The organism is Streptococcus sanguinis (assembly GCF_026781265.1).
In the GTDB taxonomy this organism is placed as follows: Bacteria; Bacillota; Bacilli; order Lactobacillales; family Streptococcaceae; genus Streptococcus; species Streptococcus sanguinis_T.
On sequence record NZ_JAKUVC010000002.1, the window covers coordinates 1 to 18,281 of the forward strand.

The following is an 18,281-nucleotide window of genomic DNA, read 5'->3' on the forward strand; positions in this document are numbered from 1 at the left end:
TTCTGTCTAACTTTTGGGGTGCAGTTCATTTTCCAGGCTTTTTAGTGAAATGTGCAGGCTTAGTGTGCTACACGTTTGCGAGCTGCTTTTTTACGGTTTTCTTCAATGAAAGCGAGTTTTAGTTCTTCAGGTTCGATGACTTTTTTCTTGACTGCATATACTGCGCCAGCCACAGCAGCAACAGTAGCTGCAACTCCTGTAAGAACGCCTTTTCCAAATCCTTTAGCCATATGATTTCTCCTTTTCTGAACTTTTATTATTTATGTTATAATTAATACTAACAGAAAATTTAAATTTTTTCAAGGAAAAAAGATGAAAACCAAGATAATTGTGATAGTGGGGCCTACGGCAGTTGGAAAAACAGCTCTGAGTATCGAGGTAGCCAAGCGCTTCAATGGCCAAATCGTCAGCGGTGACAGTCAGCAGGTCTATCGTGGCTTAGATATTGGCACGGCCAAGATTCGTCCTGAAGAGCAGGGGGGTGTTCCCCATTATCTGCTGGATGTGCGGGAGGTTGGAGAAAGCTACTCGGCCTATGATTTTGTGACTGAGGCGGCTCAGGCTATTCATGAGATTGCGGCTCAAGGTCAGCTTCCCATCATATGCGGTGGCACGGGGCTCTATATCCAGAGCTTGCTTGAGGGCTACCATCTGGGCGGAACCGTCCCTCACGAGGAGATTCTGGCCTATCGGGCGCAGCTGGACATTTGGTCGGATGGGGATTTGTTTGGGAAAATAGCAGAGCTGGGTATCGAGATTCCCCAGCTGAATCGACGCAGGGCTATGAGGGCGCTGGAGATTGCTCAGCTAGGTGGTCAACTAGAAAACAGCCAGCCAGATTATGAAGCTTTGTTGATTTGTCTAGATGATGAGCGACAAAAACTTTATGAGCGAATTAATCAGCGAGTAGATCTGATGCTAGAAGTCGGACTTTTAGAAGAAGCCCGTTGGCTGTATGAGCAGGCTCCAACCAGTCAAGCCAGCAAGGGTATCGGCTACAAGGAACTTTTCCCCTACTTTGAAGGTCAGATAAGTCTTGAAGAGGCGGTGGACAAGCTCAAGCAAAATACCCGCCGTTTCGCCAAGCGCCAGCTGACTTGGTTTCGCAACCGGATGTCCGTGACCTTTTATCAGGTGGGAAATCCAGACTATAAAAATCAGGTCATGGAGGACATCAGGAAGTTTTTGGACAAGTAGCTGGCTGACCAAGTCTTAGTAAGGATATGAGATGATAGAAACAGAGAAAAAAACAGAGCGTGTCTTTTTGGTCGGTGTGGAACTGGCAGACACGGAGAATTTTGACCTATCCATGGAGGAGCTGCAAAGTCTAGCTAAGACGGCAGGTGCTGAAGTAGTTGGCTCCTATAGCCAGAAACGGGAAAAGTATGATAGCAAGACCTTTGTCGGATCTGGAAAGTTAGGAGAAATCCGACAGATGGTTGATGCCGAAGAGATTTCGACCGTTATTGTCAATAACCGTCTGACACCTCGGCAGAATGTCAATCTGGAGGGAAGCTTGGGTGTCAAGGTCATTGACCGGATGCAGCTGATTTTGGAAATTTTTGCCATGAGGGCTAGGAGTCATGAGGGCAAGTTGCAGGTGCATCTGGCCCAGCTCAAGTACCTGCTGCCTCGCTTGGTTGGACAGGGCATTATGCTCAGCCGTCAGGCTGGTGGAATTGGCTCCCGCGGTCCTGGTGAAAGCCAGCTGGAGCTCAATCGACGCAGTGTCCGCAATCAGATTCATGATATTGAGCGCCAGCTCAAGGCTGTGGAGAAAAATCGCGCAACCGTTCGTGAAAAACGGCTGGAATCCAGTATTTTCAAAATCGGCCTCATTGGCTATACCAATGCTGGCAAGTCGACTATCATGAACTGCTTGACCAGTAAGAGTCAGTATGAAGCAGACGAGCTTTTTGCGACGCTAGACGCCACGACCAAGAACATCAACCTCAGTGGTCAGCTCAATGTCACTCTGACAGACACGGTTGGTTTCATTCAGGATTTGCCTACAGAGCTAGTATCCAGCTTTAAATCCACACTGGAAGAGAGTAAAAATGTCGATTTGCTGGTCCATGTTATTGACGCCAGCGACCCTCATCATGAGGAACATGAAAAGACCGTCCTTGACATCATGAAAGAGCTTGATATGCTGGATATTCCTCTATTGACTCTCTATAACAAAGCAGACAAGGCGGAGGATTTCACTCCGACCTTGACTCCATATTCTTTGATTTCGGCTAAGGCGGACAATAGCAGAGCTCTTTTGCAGCAAGTCCTGCTGGAGCGGATGAAAGAGCTCTTTTTGCCTTTTACCATCAAGGTAGCGCCGGCTAAAGCATACAAGATTCATGATTTAGAGAAAGTCGCGATTATGGGGAATCGAGAATATATAGACGATGTCGAAACCATTTCAGGTTGGATTGCCGAGAAAAACAAATGGAAACTGGAAGAATTTTATGACTGATTATATAGATTTAGCCCTGAAATACGGCGGTTTTACTAGTCTAGACAGGGTCTACTTAGAGCAAGTGTTGGCTGGGCTGACAGAAGAGCAGAAGCGTAGCTTCATCACACCACCGCCCAGCGTTATCAATGCTTACTTTGCTGAGCTTTATCAAAAGAAAAGTCCTGAAGCTGCGACCGCCTATTTTTTAGAAATCAGTCAGGCGCTGGACTTGTGGAATCCGGAGCCTAGCTTTGTAGAAACTAAACCTTTTGTCCGACTCAATCTTTCTGGCAAGTCCTATGGATTTTGCTATGAGAGAGAGAAAGTCGGCTTGGTCTTTCCTGAAAAGCCAGAGCCGGTAACAGCTGACTTGCTCTTTGAAATCGCTCAAGTCTTTCCACAGTATTTGGTCTACGAAGAAGCTGGGAGAATAAAAATGGTGCCTCTCAATGCTGAGTCTCAAGTCGTGGACAGTCAGGCGTTGACTGCTTTGACCGATTGGCAGCAGCTAGCGGATGGCAGTCAGAGAGTTCTGGGCTACAATCAAGATGAAGTCAGTCAGCTGGCTCAGTCCTATGCTGGTAGAAAATACTATCACTCGCAGAATCGTTCTGCCATGATTTATATCATTTAGAAAGAAAAACATGCAATTACAATTTTTAGGAACCGGAGCCGGTCAGCCCTCCAAGGCTCGCAATGTGTCCAGCCTTGTCCTCAAGCTTTTGGAGGAAATCAATGAGGTCTGGATGTTTGACTGTGGTGAAGGTACCCAGCACCAGATTTTGGAGACGACGATTAAACCGCGCAAAATCAGCAAGATTTTTATCACGCATCTGCATGGAGACCATATTTTCGGCCTGCCGGGCTTTCTGTCCAGTCGCTCCTTTCAGGCCAATGAAGAGCAAACAGACCTAGAGATTTATGGTCCTAAAGGTATTAAGAACTTTGTCCTGTCTAGTCTGCGCGTGTCTGGTTCCCGTCTGCCTTATCGGATTGATTTTCATGAGTTTGACGAAAACAGTCTGGGTAAGATTTTAGAAACGGACAAGTTCACTGTTTATGCGGATAAGCTGGATCATACGATTTTCTGCGTGGGTTATCGGGTGATGCAGAAAGATTTGGAAGGAACGCTGGATGCAGACAAACTACGAGCAGCGGGTGTTCCCTTTGGCCCCCTCTTTGGTAAAGTCAAGAACGGTCAGAATATCGTCCTAGATGATGGGACCAAAATCATTGCAGCCGATTATATCTCAGCTCCTCGTCCAGGCAAGACCATTACTATTCTAGGTGATACTAGGAAGACTGCTGCCAGCGTCCGCTTGGCTGTGGCAGCAGATGTGCTGGTCCATGAAGCGACCTATGGCAAGGGAGATGAAAAACTGGCCCGTAATCACGGTCATTCTACCAATATGCAAGCCGCAGAAGTAGCCAAGGAAGCTGGCGCTAAGCGCCTCCTACTCAATCATATCAGTGCTCGCTTTTTGGCTAAGGACATCAGCCAAATGCGTCGCGATGCCAGTGCTGTTTTTGAAAAGGTCCATGTGGTCAAGGACTTGGAAGAGGTGGAGATATGAGAACCATCATCATCACAGGGGCTAGCGGTGGACTGGCTCAGGAAATGTTTAAGCTCTTGCCCCATGACCGACTGATTTTGGTCGGACGGAGCAAGGCTAAGCTAGAAAAACTTTATGGAGAAAGGGGAAATCTTGACCTAGTGGAGCTGGATATCACTGACAGCTCAGCTTTGGAAAGATTTGCTGAGCGGATTGACAGCCAGTACGGTCGTGTTGATGTCCTGGTCAATAACGCTGGCTATGGGATTTTTGAAGAATTTGACAAAATCAGATCCAGTGATATTGAGGCCATGTTTGAAGTCAATACCTTTGCCCTGATGAACCTGTCCCGTATCTTTGGAGCTCGCATGAAGCAGGCAGGTCAAGGACATATCGTCAATATCGTTAGTATGGCCGGCCTCATTGCAAGTAGCAAGTCCAGTCTTTATTCGGCGACCAAGTTTGCTGCTATTGGTTTTTCCAATGCCTTGCGTTTGGAACTCATGCCTTTTGGGGTTTATGTCACGACGGTTAATCCAGGTCCTATCAAAACTTCCTTTTTCGATCAAGCAGATCCTGACGGTTCCTATGTAAAAGCAGTGGACAAGTATATCCTTGAGCCTGACTTTGTAGCTGGCAAAATCGTCAGTTGCTTTGGCAAAAAGAAGCGGGAAATCAACCTGCCTGGCATTCTCAATCTTGCACATATGCTTTATACACTTTTTCCAAGAATTGCCGACAAGATGGCAGCCAATATGTTTAACTACAAGTGAGGTTTTATGACAGCTAATCTACAAGCCTACAAAGCTCATCTGCAGGCGCCTTGGGGCAGGCTTCAGTATGATATTGTTTTTGCCTTTCTAGAGTCGCTGAAGAGCCAGAAAATTCTTGATTTCGGTAGCGGTTTTGGGATTGTGGCTGATTATCTAGCGGAAAAGAACCAAGTGACCGCCATCGAACCTAACCCAGAAATGATTGCTGAGCGCAAGCAGGACTTTTATTATGAGCAATTGCAAGGCAGCTTGGACCTTCTGCAAACATTGCCAGACCAGTCTTTTGATGTCATCATCTGTCATAATGTTTTAGAGTATATATCTGACCCTGCTCTTTATTTAGCAGAATTTTCCCGCCTCTTAAAAAATGACGGAAAAATTTCTCTGGTCAAGCATCACGAGGTCGGGCGAATTATGCATACAGTGGTTTTTGAAAATGACCCAGAAAAGGCCCAGCAGCTTTTGAAAGGTCAGGAATATCTAACCCACAGCATGGGAGCTGCCAAGGTCTATCAGATACAAGATGTGATTTCAGGCCATCCATTAGAAGTTGAGGATTATCAAGGGATACGGATTTTTTACGGGCTGCAATCCAATGACTACAAAATTGCCCCTGACTGGGCTGAAAAGATGCTTGAGATGGAGCTAGCAGTCTGCAACCAATCTCCTTATCGGGACATTGCTGCCTTTCAGCATGTTTGGCTAGTCAAGTCCTAGGTCAAAGGAAAAAAGTGCTCATTTACATCTTAAACAAACCTCGTAAGGAGAAAGCTTGATGTAAAGGAGAGAAGTCATAGGGCCAAGGCAGCCAGTCAATTATGCCCTGCTCAGCCTTTTTCAATATATCGCTTCCGTTTTGGTAATTCTGGTCCATTGCTAGAGGCTTTTTGAACATGAAGCTCTGCATTTTATTCAGAAGAGTATGTTTGGCCGCTGGCGGTCCCTTTCTTTTTAATTTCTTCAGCCTATTTTTTCCGAGTACGCTGGAAGCGAAAGCACGGTTCTACGAAACTGACTCTGTATATTAAAGGCATTTTAAAGGTCTATGGCTTTTGGAGCTTGGTCTATCTCCCCTATGCTTTGACTTATTTCCACTCTCTTCACTTGCCTCTCTACCTAGCTTCGCTGGCTGTTCTAGCAGCGCTCTTCTACATCGGAATGAGCTGCCAGCTCTGGTATATTCCCGCCTTTCTCTTAGGTTTGCTGCTAGTCCATTTCTTGTAGAGGAAATTGGGTCCAAAGAAAACATTTGCTCTTTTAATGGTTCTCTACGCCGTAGGTGCTATTGAGACTTATCACGCCTATCTGGCGCCTAGTCTGCTGACAGACTGGTACGATGCCTATGCCAAGCTCTTTTTCACTAGCAGGAATGGCCTCTTCTATACGACCATTTTTATCTATTTAGGCTACTTTCTAGCTGATTACGGGCAAATAGCCTTATTTCAGAAGAAACGCTGGCTGTCTCTTCTGTTGGCAAGTCTTTTCCTAGTAGGCGAAGGAGTACTTGTTTACATGAGGCAGGAACTGGATAAAAACTTTTTCTTTGCTCTTATTCCCTTTACGCTCTTCTTATTCAATTGGCTGTTAAAAACACGGTGGAAGCGTGAAAAAAATTGGCGACATTTAAAAGATCTAAGAATCCTTTATTTCTTCCTCCATCCTATCTTTATTGAGTTATCTTTCTTTCTGCTCAAATCCCGGCACTTGACCAAGTGGGAAACTGGCCGTTGGGCCTTCCTTCTGACGATTATCCTGATCCACCTGACGTCAGAGTTGCTGATTCGATGGCGAGGGAAAAAACAGAAAAGAAGTGAAAGTTTAGTTTTTGAAGAAAATCATATAGAGAGTTAAGAGTGATTATCAATTTTGAATAGAATTAGCTATAAAAACATTTCAAAGGAGTTCCACATGCTTGAACGTCTAAAACAGCAGTTAGCTTTTACAAATGAGCTGGAAAAACTGAAAGCCACTCATAGGAACAACAGAACCTTGGACGCCTATCGTTTTGAGAATTCTGCTGAGCATAGTTGGCAGGGGGCGCTCATTGCGCTAGTCTTTCGAGAATATATTCCCGAAGAAGTTAATCTGGAAAAGGTCATGTCTATGTTATTGATTCATGATTTGGGGGAAATATATGCTGGTGATACCTTTATCTTTGACGACGTGGGCAAGAGCGATTCTTACGATAGAGAGTTGGAGTCCTTGAAAATCAGTTTGGACAAGCTGCCGTCAGATCAGCAGGATTCCTTTTTAGAGCTTTGGCAGGAGTTCGAGACCGGCATTAGTATAGAGGCTAAATATGCCCGAGTGTCGGATGCTCTGGTTCCTCTGCTCAATCACTTGGAAGTCGCTCAGCCTCATGACAATCCTTATAGCCTGACCAAGTCGCAGGTCATCGCTAAGAAATCCTTTATCCAAGAAACCTCTGAAACTCTTTGGGAATTGGCTCAGGAAGTTATTGAGCAAAGTGTTGCTAAAGGGCTTTACCTAGATGAGTGAGCCTGAGAGTTTTGCTCGTAGATAAGAAGTTTGAGACTGGTTGAACCAGTCTTTTCATGTTATAATATTCAGACAAGATTGAACGGAGAAAGTGTTTCACTTATCATGATTAGCTCAAAATACGACTGGCAGTTTGCCACTAATTTTACAGACGAAAAATTTTTAAAAAAAGCTAAGAAAGCTGGATTAGAACCTGCCGCTGCCAGTCTTCTATATCAAAGAGGTGTGCAGACTGAAGAGGCCTTACAGGAATTTTTGGAGCCTAGTTTAGACCAGCTTCACAACCCTTATGACCTGCATGATATGGAGCGGGCAGTGGAGCGGATTCGTGCAGCGATTGAGAATTACGAGCAGATTTTGATCTATGGCGATTATGATGCTGATGGGATGACCTCGGCATCGATTGTCAAGGAAGCATTGGAGCAGCTTGGGGCTGAGTGTCAGGTCTATCTGCCCAATCGCTTTACGGACGGCTATGGTCCTAATAGCAGTGTTTACAAGTATTTTATTGAAAATCAAGGAGTTTCGCTCATTATTACAGTAGATAATGGAGTGGCGGGACTTGAAGCTATCGAGCTGGCCCAGTCTCTGGGTGTGGATGTCATCGTGACGGATCATCACTCCATGCCTGAGGAGCTGCCAAACGCCTATGCGATCGTCCATCCGGAACATAGCGGCTCGGATTACCCTTTCAAGCATCTGGCTGGTTGTGGGGTGGCTTTTAAGCTGGCAACAGCCTTGTTGGAAGAAGTCCAAGTCGAACTTTTGGACTTAGTTGCTATCGGTACCATTGCCGACATGGTCAGTCTGACTGGGGAAAATCGGATTCTAGTCAAATATGGTCTCTCTGTCCTCAAAAATACCCAGCGAGTAGGACTTCAGGAACTTTTCAAAATCGCAGGCATTCAGCCAGATGAACTGGATGAAGAAACGGTTGGCTTCCAACTTGCCCCCCGACTCAATGCCTTGGGACGGCTGGATGATCCCAATCCAGCAGTTGAGCTTTTAACAGGCTTTGACGACGAAGAAGCTCGTGACATTGCGCTTATGATCAACCAGAAAAATGACGAACGCAAGGAAATCGTCCAGCAGATTTATGAAGAAGCACAAACCATGTTGGACCCTAAGAGACCAGTGCAGGTGTTGGCCAAGGAAGGCTGGAATCCCGGTGTGCTAGGGATTGTCGCTGGGCGCTTGCTGGAAGAGCTACACCAGCCAGTCATAGTGCTTAATATCGAGGATGGCATCGCTAAGGGCAGCGCCCGCAGTATTGATGCGGTCAATATTTTTGAGGCCTTAGACAGCCACCGTGACCTCTTTGTATCCTTTGGTGGGCATGCTGGAGCAGCTGGAATGACTCTCGAAGCAGACAAGCTGGCGGAGCTTGCTGATATCTTAACAGAGTATATCTTAGACAACAATTTGGATTTGGCTGGCAAAACAGCCCTGTATTTAGATGAGGAGCTACACTTGCCAGAGCTGACCCTTGATACACTCAAAAGCTTTGAGAGACTGGCTCCTTTTGGTATGGACAATAAGAAGCCGCTTTTTTACCTCAAGGACTTTAAAGTGGACAATGCTAGGACTATGGGGGCTGGCAATAGCCATCTCAAGCTGAAAATTTCTCAGCAAGATGCTACTTTTGAAGTAGTAGCTTTTGGGCAAGGAAACCTGGCGACAGAGTTTGCCCAGACCAAGAATCTGGAGCTGGCTGTCAGCCTCTCTGTCAATAAATGGAATGGACAGACTAGTCTCCAGCTCATGCTGGTAGATGCCCGTGTGGACGGCGTTCAGCTTTTCAATATCCGCAGCAAAAATGCGACGCTGCCTGACAAGGTTCCAGTCTTGCGTTTCACAGAGGAGTTGCCAGATTTGACAAATAGCAGAGCAGTTGTGGTTTATGACCTGCCTGATGATTTGAAAGTCTTGAAGAAGATTCTTCAGTCTCAGGATTTTGAAGCTATTTACTTTAAGAATGAAATTGCCAAGCCATACTATCTGACAGGTTATGGTAACCGTGAGCAGTTTACCAAACTCTATAAGACAATCTATCAGTTTCCCGAGTTTGATGTTCGCTATAAGCTAAAGGATCTGGCAGCTTACCTGAAAATCGACCCTATTCTCTTGGTCAAAATGATTCAGATTTTTGAAGAGCTGGGCTTTGTCAGCATCACAGAAGGCGTCATGACGGTCAATAAAGAAGCAGAAAAGAAAGAAATTGACAGTAGTCACATTTACCAAGACCTCAAGCGCCTAATCAAAGAACAAGAACTCATGGCACTGGGCACCGTGCAGGAGATTTATGATTATTTGATGGAGAGATGAGATAATGAAGGACTAAGCCTAAGTCTCGCAAAGGAGAAAATTTTAGATGAATGGCATTATCTTAAGCGTCAAAACTGAATTTTTTCTCTCTGTTCGATAGATTTGAAATCATCTCATCTTCTATGAAACAATCTAATCCTTTCCACTTGATGGAAAGGATTTTAACTTTCGTGAGATTTACCTTAAATGAATGTGAAATTGGCTTTTCTATGTAAATAATAGATAGGCTTAAAAAGTAAGTTTTTCTATTACCATTTGGATGAAAAAGTGATATAATAGAGAGTAAAAAATTTTTTTGAAAGAAAGTATATCATGAATTTAAGAGACTACATTGCAACAATCGAAAATTATCCTAAGGAAGGCGTGACATTCCGTGATATCAGCCCATTGATGGCAGACGGGAATGCATACAGCTACGCTGTTCGTGAGATTGTTCAATATGCTACAGACAAGAAGATTGACATGATTGTTGGACCGGAAGCTCGTGGCTTTATCGTGGGCTGTCCTGTTGCCTTTGAGTTAGGGATCGGCTTTGCTCCAGTCCGCAAGCCTGGTAAGCTTCCTCGTGAAGTTATCTCAGCTGACTATGAAAAAGAGTATGGTGTAGATACTTTGACCATTCATGCAGATGCTATCAAGCCAGGTCAGCGCGTTCTAATCGTAGATGATCTCCTTGCGACTGGTGGAACAGTGAAGGCAACGATTGAGATGATTGAGCACCTTGGCGGTATAGTGGCTGGCTGTGCCTTCCTTATTGAGCTGGATGAGCTCAAGGGTCGCGAAGTTATTGGCGATTACGACTATAAGGTTCTGATGCACTATTAATACATAGTTTCTAGCTATATCTAGTTAGAGAAAAAGTATAATTGAAAACTATATCTCCTTTCAGTATAATGAAAGTACATTGGATAAACAAAGAATAGGCTGGAAAAGTATTTCCAAGCCTTTCTAACGATTGAAGGAGATATTTTCATGCCAATTAAGATTGATAAGAAACTGCCAGCTGTTGACATTTTAAGTTCTGAGAATATCTTTGTCATGGATGACGATAGGGCGGACCATCAGGATATCCGCCCTCTGAATATTCTGGTACTCAATCTCATGCCCCAGAAAATGGTGACGGAGACCCAGATACTGCGCCACTTGGCTAATACGCCGCTGCAGCTGACTATTGACTTCCTCTACATGAGCTCTCATCAGTCTAAAACGACACGTGCAGAGCATATGGAGACTTTCTATAAAACTTTTGATGAGGTTAAAAATCGCTATTTTGATGGCTTGATTATCACTGGTGCACCGGTAGAGCATCTGCCTTTTGAAGCTGTGGACTACTGGGAAGAGTTCCAGCAGGTGATTGAATGGTCCAAGACCCATGTCTTTTCTACTCTGCATATCTGTTGGGGAGCTCAGGCTGGACTTTACGCTCGCTACGGCGTTGACAAGCACCAGATGATGCGCAAATTATCGGGTGTCTATAGCCAGTCGGCTGACAGCAGTAATCTACTTTTCCGTGGCTTTGACGATGAGTTTTATACGCCGCATTCCCGTCATACCGAAGTTCTGAAGGAAGATATTGTCAATCTGACTAATCTGGAAATTCTCTCATTTGGAGAGGACGCTGGCCTCTCTGTGTTGGCTAGCCGGGACTTGCGAGAGGTGTATAGTTTCGGTCACATGGAATACGACCGCGATACTCTATCTAAAGAGTATTTCCGCGATTTGAAGGCAGGGAAGAATCCACATATTCCAGAGAATTATTTCAAAAACGATGATGTCCATGCGACGCCGACCTTGCGTTGGAGTTCGGCTGCAGCACTCTTTTTCAGCAATTGGGTCAATTATGCTGTCTATCAGGAGACGCCTTTCGACTGGGAAAGTCCTGAAAATGATGTATCGTTTTTTGCTTATCTATAAGAGGTGACATGACTTATTTATCAGCTTTTAAATCGGGCAACCTAGTAATCCCGAGTGCCCTTCTTTTACATTTTAAGGACATCTTTGATTCCAGCGATGATTTTTTGGTCTGGCAGTTTTTCTATCTGCAAAATACGACTTCTCTGGAAGAGCTAGCGCCTAGTCAGATTGCGGAGCATATTGGTAAGACTCTGTCAGAAGTCAATCGCTCTATGTCCCATCTGACGGAGAAAGGTCTCTTGCAGTATAAGACCATTGAGCTGAATGGAGAGACAGAGGTTATCTTTGATGCTTCACCGGCTTTAGAAAAGCTGGATGAACTGCTGGCAGCTAAAAGCGGTCATCAGACTGTGGCAAAGGCACCTCAGAATGTTTTGAAAGACTTGGTGGAGACCTTCCAGCAGGAATTGGGCCGTCTCTTGACCCCCTTTGAAATTGAGGACTTGACCAAGACTGTCCAAGACGACAAAACAAATCCTGACTTGATCAAGGCTGCCCTTCGTGAGGCTGTGTTTAATGGCAAGGCCAACTGGAAGTATATTCAGGCTATCTTGCGCAATTGGCGTAAAGAAGGCATCACCACGCTTGCTCAGGTAGAAGCCAAGCGGGAAGAGCGCGAAGCAGCTAATCCTCAAAATGTGACAGTTTCAGATGATTTCCTCAATGCCATGAATTTGTGGAAGGATTGACTTTATTTGATTTACAGCGGCCTGTTAGATATGACAGGCCCTTGATTTTATAAAAAAGGAGAAAAGTATGACGTATCAATTGCCAAAAGTCTGGTCTGCTGCGGACAGCGACCAAGGAAAATTTTCAGGTATCAATCAGCCTACTGCTGGAGCGCGTTTTGAGCAGAAGCTTCCTGTCGGTACAGCGCCTTTTCAGCTGTATTCACTTGGAACTCCAAATGGGGTCAAGGTGACGATTATGCTGGAGGAACTTCTGGCAGCAGGTGTGACAGGGGCAACCTATGACCTCTATAAGATCAGCATCATGGATGGCGACCAGTTTGGCTCAGATTTTGTGAAAATCAATCCCAACTCTAAGATTCCGGCCTTGTTGGACCAGTCAGGTCATAAGCCGATTCCTGTCTTCGAGTCAGCCAATATCCTACTCTATCTAGCAGAGAAGTTCGGAAAGCTGTTTCCGTCAGATTTGTCCGGTCGAACTGAGGTGCTCAACTGGCTCTTCTGGAAGACAGGAGCGGCTCCTTTCTTGGGGGGCGGATTTGGTCATTTCTTTAACTATGCACCAGAAAAACTAGAATACCCTATCAACCGCTTTACCATGGAAGCCAAGCGACAGCTGGATTTGTTGGATAAAGAATTGGCCAAGAAAGCTTATATCGCTGGAGATGAATACAGTATTGCTGATATTGCTATCTGGTCTTGGTATGGGCAGTTGGTACAGGATAAGCTTTATCCAGGCGCTGCTGAGTTCTTGAGTGCCACCTCCTACAAACATCTAGTTACTTGGGCGGAGAAGATTGCAGCTCGTCCGGCGGTTCAGCGAGGTTTAGCTGCCGTGTATCAGGAAATCAAATAAACATTTGATGGGGAGGAACTTCCCATCATCAAGTGGCGAGACAAAATCAGTTTATCAACAGGCTGATTTTTCCTCCGCTGCTTTTTTTATACCCTTAAAAATGATATACTGAATAGAAGAATGTTTAGAAAAGAGTAAGCAATGCAAAAAAAGACTATTTCCCAACGCTTGGAGCGAGTAGCTGCTTTTGTGCCGGAGGGGGCAAAGTTGCTGGATGTTGGGAGCGATCATGCCTATCTGCCTATTTACCTGATTCAGGAGGGACGGATTGAGAAGGCTCTGGCCGGAGAAGTGGTAGAAGGCCCTTTTCAGTCTGCCCAGAAAAATGTGGCAGATCACGGGCTGACAGAGCAGATTGAGGTTCGTTTGGCCAATGGTCTGGCGGCTTTGGAAGCAGAGGATCAGATTGATACCATCGTTATCGCTGGCATGGGTGGTCGCTTGATTTCAGAGATTTTGGAAAATGGCAGAGCTAAGCTTGGGTCTATTTCCCGCTTGATTTTGCAGCCCAATAACCGAGAGGATGAGCTCCGCAGCTGGCTGGTATCTAACGGCTTTCGCTTGCTGGCTGAGGATGTCTTAGAAGAGGCGGGGAAGTTTTACGAAATTCTAGTAGTAGAAGCTGGCCAGCAAACTTTGACAGAGCAAGAAAAGCGTTTCGGGCCTTTTCTGATGAAGCAACAGTCACCTGCTTTTCAGCTAAGATGGCAGAAAGAACTGAAGAAACTTGAAGGAGCTTTGACTCATATTCCAGAAAAGAATCAGCTGGAACGCTCTGCTATGTCCCAAAAAATCGAAAGTATCAAGGAGGTGCTCCATGCTAGCAAGTGAAATCATTGCCCGTTATGAAGCCTATTGCCCGCAAGAACTATCCATGGAGGGCGACGTTTCAGGTCTGCAAATCGGGACTTTGGATAAGGAAGTGGACAAGGTTCTAGTGGCATTGGATATTCGCGAGCAGACAGTGGCGGAGGCTATTGAGGCAGGTGCTGGACTGATTATCGTTAAGCATGCGCCTATCTTTCGCCCGCTTAAGGACCTAGTGGCGGATAAGGCGCAAAATCAGATGATTTTAAGCCTCATCAAGCATGATATTGCTGTCTATGTTAGCCATACCAATATTGATGTCGTGGAGGACGGGCTTAATGACTGGTTCAGTCAGCTTTTAGAGATTGAGGAGACAAGTTTTCTCAGTCAGACGGGGCCAGAACATGGTATTGGCCGCGTAGGGAGGATTGCTCCTCAGACCTTTGGGGACTTTGCGGCTAAGGTCAAGGCAACTTTTGGACTAGATAGTTTGCGTCTGGTCGCTTATGAAGAAGTGGATCTCGAACGCGTGATTGAGCGTGTAGCTATCTGCGGTGGCAGCGGTCAGTCCTTTTATCAAGAGGCCATTGTCAAGGGAGCGCAGGTCTACATAACAGGTGATATTTACTATCATACAGCTCAGGAGATGCTGACAGAAGGTCTTTTGGCGCTGGATCCTGGACATCATATCGAGGTTCTTTTTACGGAAAAATTGAAAGAAAAGCTTGATACTTGGAAGTCAGAAGAGGGATGGGAGATTGAGATTCTGGCTAGTCAGGCTTGGACCAATCCTTTCCGACATATTTGAGAGGAAGCGATATGAAAAGAGTAGCAGTGATTGGAGCTGGGATTGTCGGCTCAACAGCAGCTTATTATCTGTCCAAATCCCCAGATGTGGAGATGACTGTCTTTGATGACGGCAAGGGGCAGGCAACCAAGGCAGCTGCAGGCATTATCAGTCCTTGGTTTTCCAAGCGTCGTAACAAGGCTTGGTACAGGATGGCGCGTTTGGGCGCTGATTTTTATCAGGACTTGATTACGGAACTGAAAGCAGCTGGAATCCAGACAGACTTTTACCAACAGACAGGTGTTTATCTGCTGAAAAAGGATGAGAGCAAGCTGCAGGAGCTTTATGATTTAGCTTCTAATCGCCGAGAAGAGTCGCCCTTAATAGGGGACCTGAGTCTTCTCAGCCGTCAAGAAGCCCAGGAGAAATTTCCAGATTTGCAAGGCTTTGATCAACTTCTTTATGCTTCCGGCGGTGCCCGTGTGGAGGGAGCGCTCTTGACGGAGACGCTTCTGAAAGCCAGCAAGGCAAAACTGGTTGAGAAAAAGGTAAGTTTGACAGTGGAAGGAGAGCAACTTCTTGTGGACGGACGCAGCTTTGACTGTGTGATCTTGGCTGTGGGGGCTTGGCTGGGAGAAATCTTGCAGCCACTGGGCTATAAGACAGATGTTCGGCCGCAAAAGGGACAGCTACGTGATTTTAAACTGGCTGACCAGACGGATGACTACCCTGTTGTGATGCCTGAGGGTGAGCTGGATATTATTCCCTTTCCAGCAGGCAAGGTCAGCGTCGGTGCCAGTCATGAAAATGATCAGGGCTTTGATTTAACGGTAGATAAGGCGGTATTAAATCAGTTGCAGCAAGAAGCGGAAACTTACTTGCCGAGGTTGGCTACTGCAGAGATTTTAGGTGAGCGCGTGGGAACACGGGCTTATACCAGCGACTTTGCACCTTTCTTTGGAGCTGTTCCAGACTTACCGCATGTCTACGCTGCCAGCGGATTAGGCTCTTCTGGTCTGACAACTGGCCCGCTTATCGGACGCCAATTGGCCCAGATGGCTCTAGAAGAAGCGGGGGTGCTAGATTCAGCTGACTATCCTATTGAGCGGTATGTGAAGAAGAAGGCGCTTAAGGAAGATAAATGTTTTTAATATTTTTCATTTTACTAGTATTATCAATATCATTTATTCTATTTACTAGACGCAAAAGTCGTTCTCAACATCCTCTTGTTTTTCATAATAATGGTGAAAATCAGGTACTAGTAAAGAATACCAAACATAAAATAGGTTTCGGTGTCTTAGGTTGTTTTCTATCTAGTGTGGTAATCATTGTTTTATTAGCTCTTGTCTCTATGTTTCTGAGTTTCACAAACATGTGGGGAGTTTTTGCGCAAGTACCGAAAGATAAAATGGAACTAGCTGTCCAAGGCTCTTATGAGCAGAGTGGTTTTGAAGGAAAGGTCAGAGTTTTAGATGCTAAGAAGAACTACACCACTTTTTCTGGTTATTTAATCAGCGCCGAGTATTCTGAGGAAATTAACGGGAAAACGGTTAAGATTGGTGACCAAATTGAATATTACACCTCTCGGGATAAGAAACAGGGAAAAATGGATATTGACCTAAAGCTTGAAAATGGAGACGCAATTTATCAAGCTTTCCCTAGTATCGCTTATAGAGGACTTGAGCTGAGCCCGGGTTTTAGTGAAACTTTACAGACTGTAAAAGATAGCTTCAAAAAGGCTGATAAGAAGAAGTTGCATCTAGAATCTCTTGATTTTATGATAGATAAAGATGCGCCCAATATTGATGAATACGAGGCTCTTATAAAAAAGAATCGGGAAGAAGGCCGGCCTTTGCAGGGCTTGTATCCAATCCCTATTTCTGATATGTTGGAAAAAGAGGCTCTTGCCATTGAAATGAAAGTAACTTTGAACGTGGAGCAGGATGATGGATCTATCATTAGTATTGGCCAAGACCAGAAGAATGATGATAAAATCAAACAGATTTTACAAGAACAGCTAGATTTAACTAAGCTACCAAATGCACGCTATCTTATGGCAATTGGTGTCGGAAGTAATAGTAAACATTCTGGATTTGGTAAATACGAAGTCATTGTTCAAAATCATCAGATAGTTAGATTTTCTATCCAAAATAAATAATATTAAGTTAGAGTAAGTTTTTTAGGTATTACTTTAAATCACAGCTTGTTGTTTGTGAAAGTTTTATGATTGAGTTTTTCTTAAAGTTACTACTTCTATGTAAAGAAGGTTTGATATGACAGAGACTATTTTGAATTGGGTCAATATTTGTGTAAAAAAAGATGAAGAAATCCTACTACTTAATCGCCAGCATGATAACTTTAAGGGATGGATACAACCAGGCGGGAAGGTGGAGTTTCCAGAATCTTTCTTCGAAGCTGCAAGGCGCGAATTAAAAGAAGAAACGGGGCTGACTGTTCTAAATATGGAATTGAAGGGGATTTCAGGCTTCACCAATCCGAGTAAAAAAGAACGGTATGTGTATTACGATTTTCTTTGTACTGCATTTGAAGGACAAGTCAGGGGAAACGATCATGAAGGAGAGCCAAAATGGTGGAAGATTTCGGAACTTGGCCAAATAGATATGCAGGACGATATACGTGAACGTTTGCCTCTCTACTGGCGGAAAGGATCTTTCGAGCGGATTCATTACTGGAATGAGGAAAAACACTGTATCGGGGAAACTAAGACGATTTTGTATGATTGATTTCAGAGGATAAGGAGAAGTTTATGGACTGGTTACGATCGCAGCCTGTAGTTATGCAGGCTTTCTTGGCTGGACTTTTCACGTGGGGATGTACCATTGTAGGCTCGGCTGTTGTATTTTTCTTTAAGAATATCAGCAGAAAGCTGCTGGATATTATGATGGGCTTTGCAGCAGGGGTCATGATTGCGGCTTCCTTTTGGTCGCTTCTAGCACCGTCAATTGAGTATGCGCAAAGTTCTTATGGCAAGCTATCCTGGCTGCCTGCAGCGATTGGTTTTTTAGTGGGAGGTTTTTTCCTGCGGCTGATTGATGCTGTGGTGCCTCACTTGCACTTGAGCAAGGACATTTCGGAGGCAGAGAGTGTTCCTGAGCATAGCCGCAAGAAGCTGTCCAAGACAGCTCTGCTTTTCTTAGCCATTACCATTCACAATTTTCCAGAAGGTTTGGCAGTTGGAGTAGCCTTTGGTGCTTTGGCCGCCAATCCTAGCCCGGAAGCCTTTGTCGGTGCGATTGGGCTAGCTTTGGGAATTGGCCTGCAAAACGTCCCAGAAGGAGCGGCTCTGTCCATTCCGATTCGGACGGACGGCAAGTCTCGCCTTAAAGCCTTTTACTGGGGCTCCATGTCTGCTATTGTAGAGCCAATTGGGGCAGTACTTGGGGCAGTTGCTGTTATGGCTATGACGGCTATTCTGCCCTATGCCCTCTCCTTTGCGGCAGGAGCTATGATTTTCGTGGTGGTAGAGGAGCTGATACCGGATTCGCAGACCAATGGCAATACAGATGTGGCGACTTTAGGTCTCATGGTGGGCTTTGTTCTCATGATGGTCTTGGATGTGGCTTTGGGTTGATACCAACTTAAAATCAAAGAGCGGAAGAAAGCGGAAT

The 18,281-nt window shown here is 45.1% G+C and carries 20 protein-coding genes; 19 read left to right on the forward strand and 1 reads right to left on the reverse strand.

The window, feature by feature from the left end; all coding sequences use genetic code 11:
- Positions 1 to 59: 59 nt before the first annotated feature.
- On the reverse strand, positions 60 to 230 hold the full coding sequence (locus MK370_RS00825) for a DUF3042 family protein (RefSeq protein ID WP_268683774.1): 171 nt from the start codon (positions 228 to 230) through the stop codon (positions 60 to 62).
- Between the two features lie 82 nt (positions 231 to 312).
- On the opposite strand from MK370_RS00825, the gene miaA reads away from it, so the two are divergent.
- The 19 genes from miaA to tmpA all read left to right on the forward strand — a co-directional run bounded on the left by miaA (position 313) and on the right by tmpA (position 18,244).
- Positions 313 to 1,197, forward strand: coding sequence for a tRNA (adenosine(37)-N6)-dimethylallyltransferase MiaA (miaA, locus tag MK370_RS00830; RefSeq protein ID WP_268683775.1), 885 nt, complete (start codon positions 313 to 315; stop codon positions 1,195 to 1,197).
- A gap of 31 nt (positions 1,198 to 1,228) precedes the next feature.
- On the forward strand, positions 1,229 to 2,467 hold the full coding sequence (gene hflX, locus MK370_RS00835; protein ID WP_268683776.1) for a GTPase HflX: 1,239 nt from the start codon (positions 1,229 to 1,231) through the stop codon (positions 2,465 to 2,467).
- Positions 2,460 to 3,083: a cystathionine beta-lyase gene (locus MK370_RS00840; RefSeq protein ID WP_268683777.1), complete on the forward strand. Its 624-nt coding sequence runs from the start codon at positions 2,460 to 2,462 to the stop codon at positions 3,081 to 3,083. The genes hflX and MK370_RS00840 overlap by 8 nt, the downstream gene beginning before the upstream one ends.
- 10 nt (positions 3,084 to 3,093) lie before the next feature.
- The gene (gene rnz / locus MK370_RS00845) at positions 3,094 to 4,023 is read left to right on the forward strand and encodes a ribonuclease Z (RefSeq protein ID WP_268683778.1); all 930 of its coding nucleotides are present in this window, start codon (positions 3,094 to 3,096) and stop codon (positions 4,021 to 4,023) included.
- On the forward strand, positions 4,020 to 4,775 hold the full coding sequence (locus MK370_RS00850) for an SDR family NAD(P)-dependent oxidoreductase (protein ID WP_268683779.1): 756 nt from the start codon (positions 4,020 to 4,022) through the stop codon (positions 4,773 to 4,775). The genes rnz and MK370_RS00850 overlap by 4 nt, the downstream gene beginning before the upstream one ends.
- 6 nt (positions 4,776 to 4,781) lie before the next feature.
- Positions 4,782 to 5,492: a class I SAM-dependent methyltransferase gene (locus MK370_RS00855; RefSeq protein WP_268683780.1), complete on the forward strand. Its 711-nt coding sequence runs from the start codon at positions 4,782 to 4,784 to the stop codon at positions 5,490 to 5,492.
- A gap of 513 nt (positions 5,493 to 6,005) precedes the next feature.
- A complete protein-coding gene (locus MK370_RS00860) occupies positions 6,006 to 6,626 on the forward strand; it encodes a hypothetical protein (protein ID WP_268683781.1) in 621 nt (206 codons plus the stop codon).
- 57 nt (positions 6,627 to 6,683) lie between these two features.
- The gene (locus tag MK370_RS00865) at positions 6,684 to 7,274 is read left to right on the forward strand and encodes an HD domain-containing protein (RefSeq protein WP_268683782.1); all 591 of its coding nucleotides are present in this window, start codon (positions 6,684 to 6,686) and stop codon (positions 7,272 to 7,274) included.
- A 105-nt stretch (positions 7,275 to 7,379) separates the two neighbouring features.
- Positions 7,380 to 9,599: a single-stranded-DNA-specific exonuclease RecJ gene (recJ, locus tag MK370_RS00870; protein WP_268683783.1), complete on the forward strand. Its 2,220-nt coding sequence runs from the start codon at positions 7,380 to 7,382 to the stop codon at positions 9,597 to 9,599.
- A 312-nt stretch (positions 9,600 to 9,911) separates the two neighbouring features.
- Positions 9,912 to 10,424: an adenine phosphoribosyltransferase gene (locus MK370_RS00875; RefSeq protein ID WP_268683784.1), complete on the forward strand. Its 513-nt coding sequence runs from the start codon at positions 9,912 to 9,914 to the stop codon at positions 10,422 to 10,424.
- A 147-nt stretch (positions 10,425 to 10,571) separates the two neighbouring features.
- A complete protein-coding gene (gene metA / locus MK370_RS00880) occupies positions 10,572 to 11,513 on the forward strand; it encodes a homoserine O-acetyltransferase MetA (RefSeq protein WP_268683785.1) in 942 nt (313 codons plus the stop codon).
- 8 nt (positions 11,514 to 11,521) lie between these two features.
- The gene (locus MK370_RS00885) at positions 11,522 to 12,202 is read left to right on the forward strand and encodes a DnaD domain-containing protein (protein ID WP_268683786.1); all 681 of its coding nucleotides are present in this window, start codon (positions 11,522 to 11,524) and stop codon (positions 12,200 to 12,202) included.
- Between the two features lie 67 nt (positions 12,203 to 12,269).
- Positions 12,270 to 13,058, forward strand: coding sequence for a glutathione-dependent disulfide-bond oxidoreductase (gene yghU / locus MK370_RS00890; RefSeq protein WP_268683787.1), 789 nt, complete (start codon positions 12,270 to 12,272; stop codon positions 13,056 to 13,058).
- Between the two features lie 141 nt (positions 13,059 to 13,199).
- Positions 13,200 to 13,889 (forward strand): tRNA (adenine(22)-N(1))-methyltransferase, encoded by a 690-nt coding sequence (locus MK370_RS00895; RefSeq protein WP_268683788.1) that lies wholly within the window; start codon positions 13,200 to 13,202, stop codon positions 13,887 to 13,889.
- A complete protein-coding gene (locus MK370_RS00900; RefSeq protein ID WP_268683789.1) occupies positions 13,876 to 14,673 on the forward strand; it encodes a Nif3-like dinuclear metal center hexameric protein in 798 nt (265 codons plus the stop codon). Before MK370_RS00895 ends, MK370_RS00900 begins: the two co-directional genes overlap by 14 nt.
- 11 nt (positions 14,674 to 14,684) lie before the next feature.
- Positions 14,685 to 15,803, forward strand: a complete 1,119-nt coding sequence (locus MK370_RS00905; RefSeq protein ID WP_268683790.1) for an NAD(P)/FAD-dependent oxidoreductase — start codon at positions 14,685 to 14,687, stop codon at positions 15,801 to 15,803.
- Entirely contained in the window at positions 15,794 to 16,810 is a 1,017-nt protein-coding gene (locus tag MK370_RS00910) for a hypothetical protein (protein ID WP_268683791.1), read from the forward strand. Before MK370_RS00905 ends, MK370_RS00910 begins: the two co-directional genes overlap by 10 nt.
- A gap of 115 nt (positions 16,811 to 16,925) precedes the next feature.
- Entirely contained in the window at positions 16,926 to 17,396 is a 471-nt protein-coding gene (locus MK370_RS00915; protein ID WP_268683792.1) for an 8-oxo-dGTP diphosphatase, read from the forward strand.
- A gap of 23 nt (positions 17,397 to 17,419) precedes the next feature.
- The gene (gene tmpA / locus MK370_RS00920; RefSeq protein WP_268683793.1) at positions 17,420 to 18,244 is read left to right on the forward strand and encodes a ZIP family manganese transporter TmpA; all 825 of its coding nucleotides are present in this window, start codon (positions 17,420 to 17,422) and stop codon (positions 18,242 to 18,244) included.
- Positions 18,245 to 18,281 lie beyond the last annotated feature (37 nt).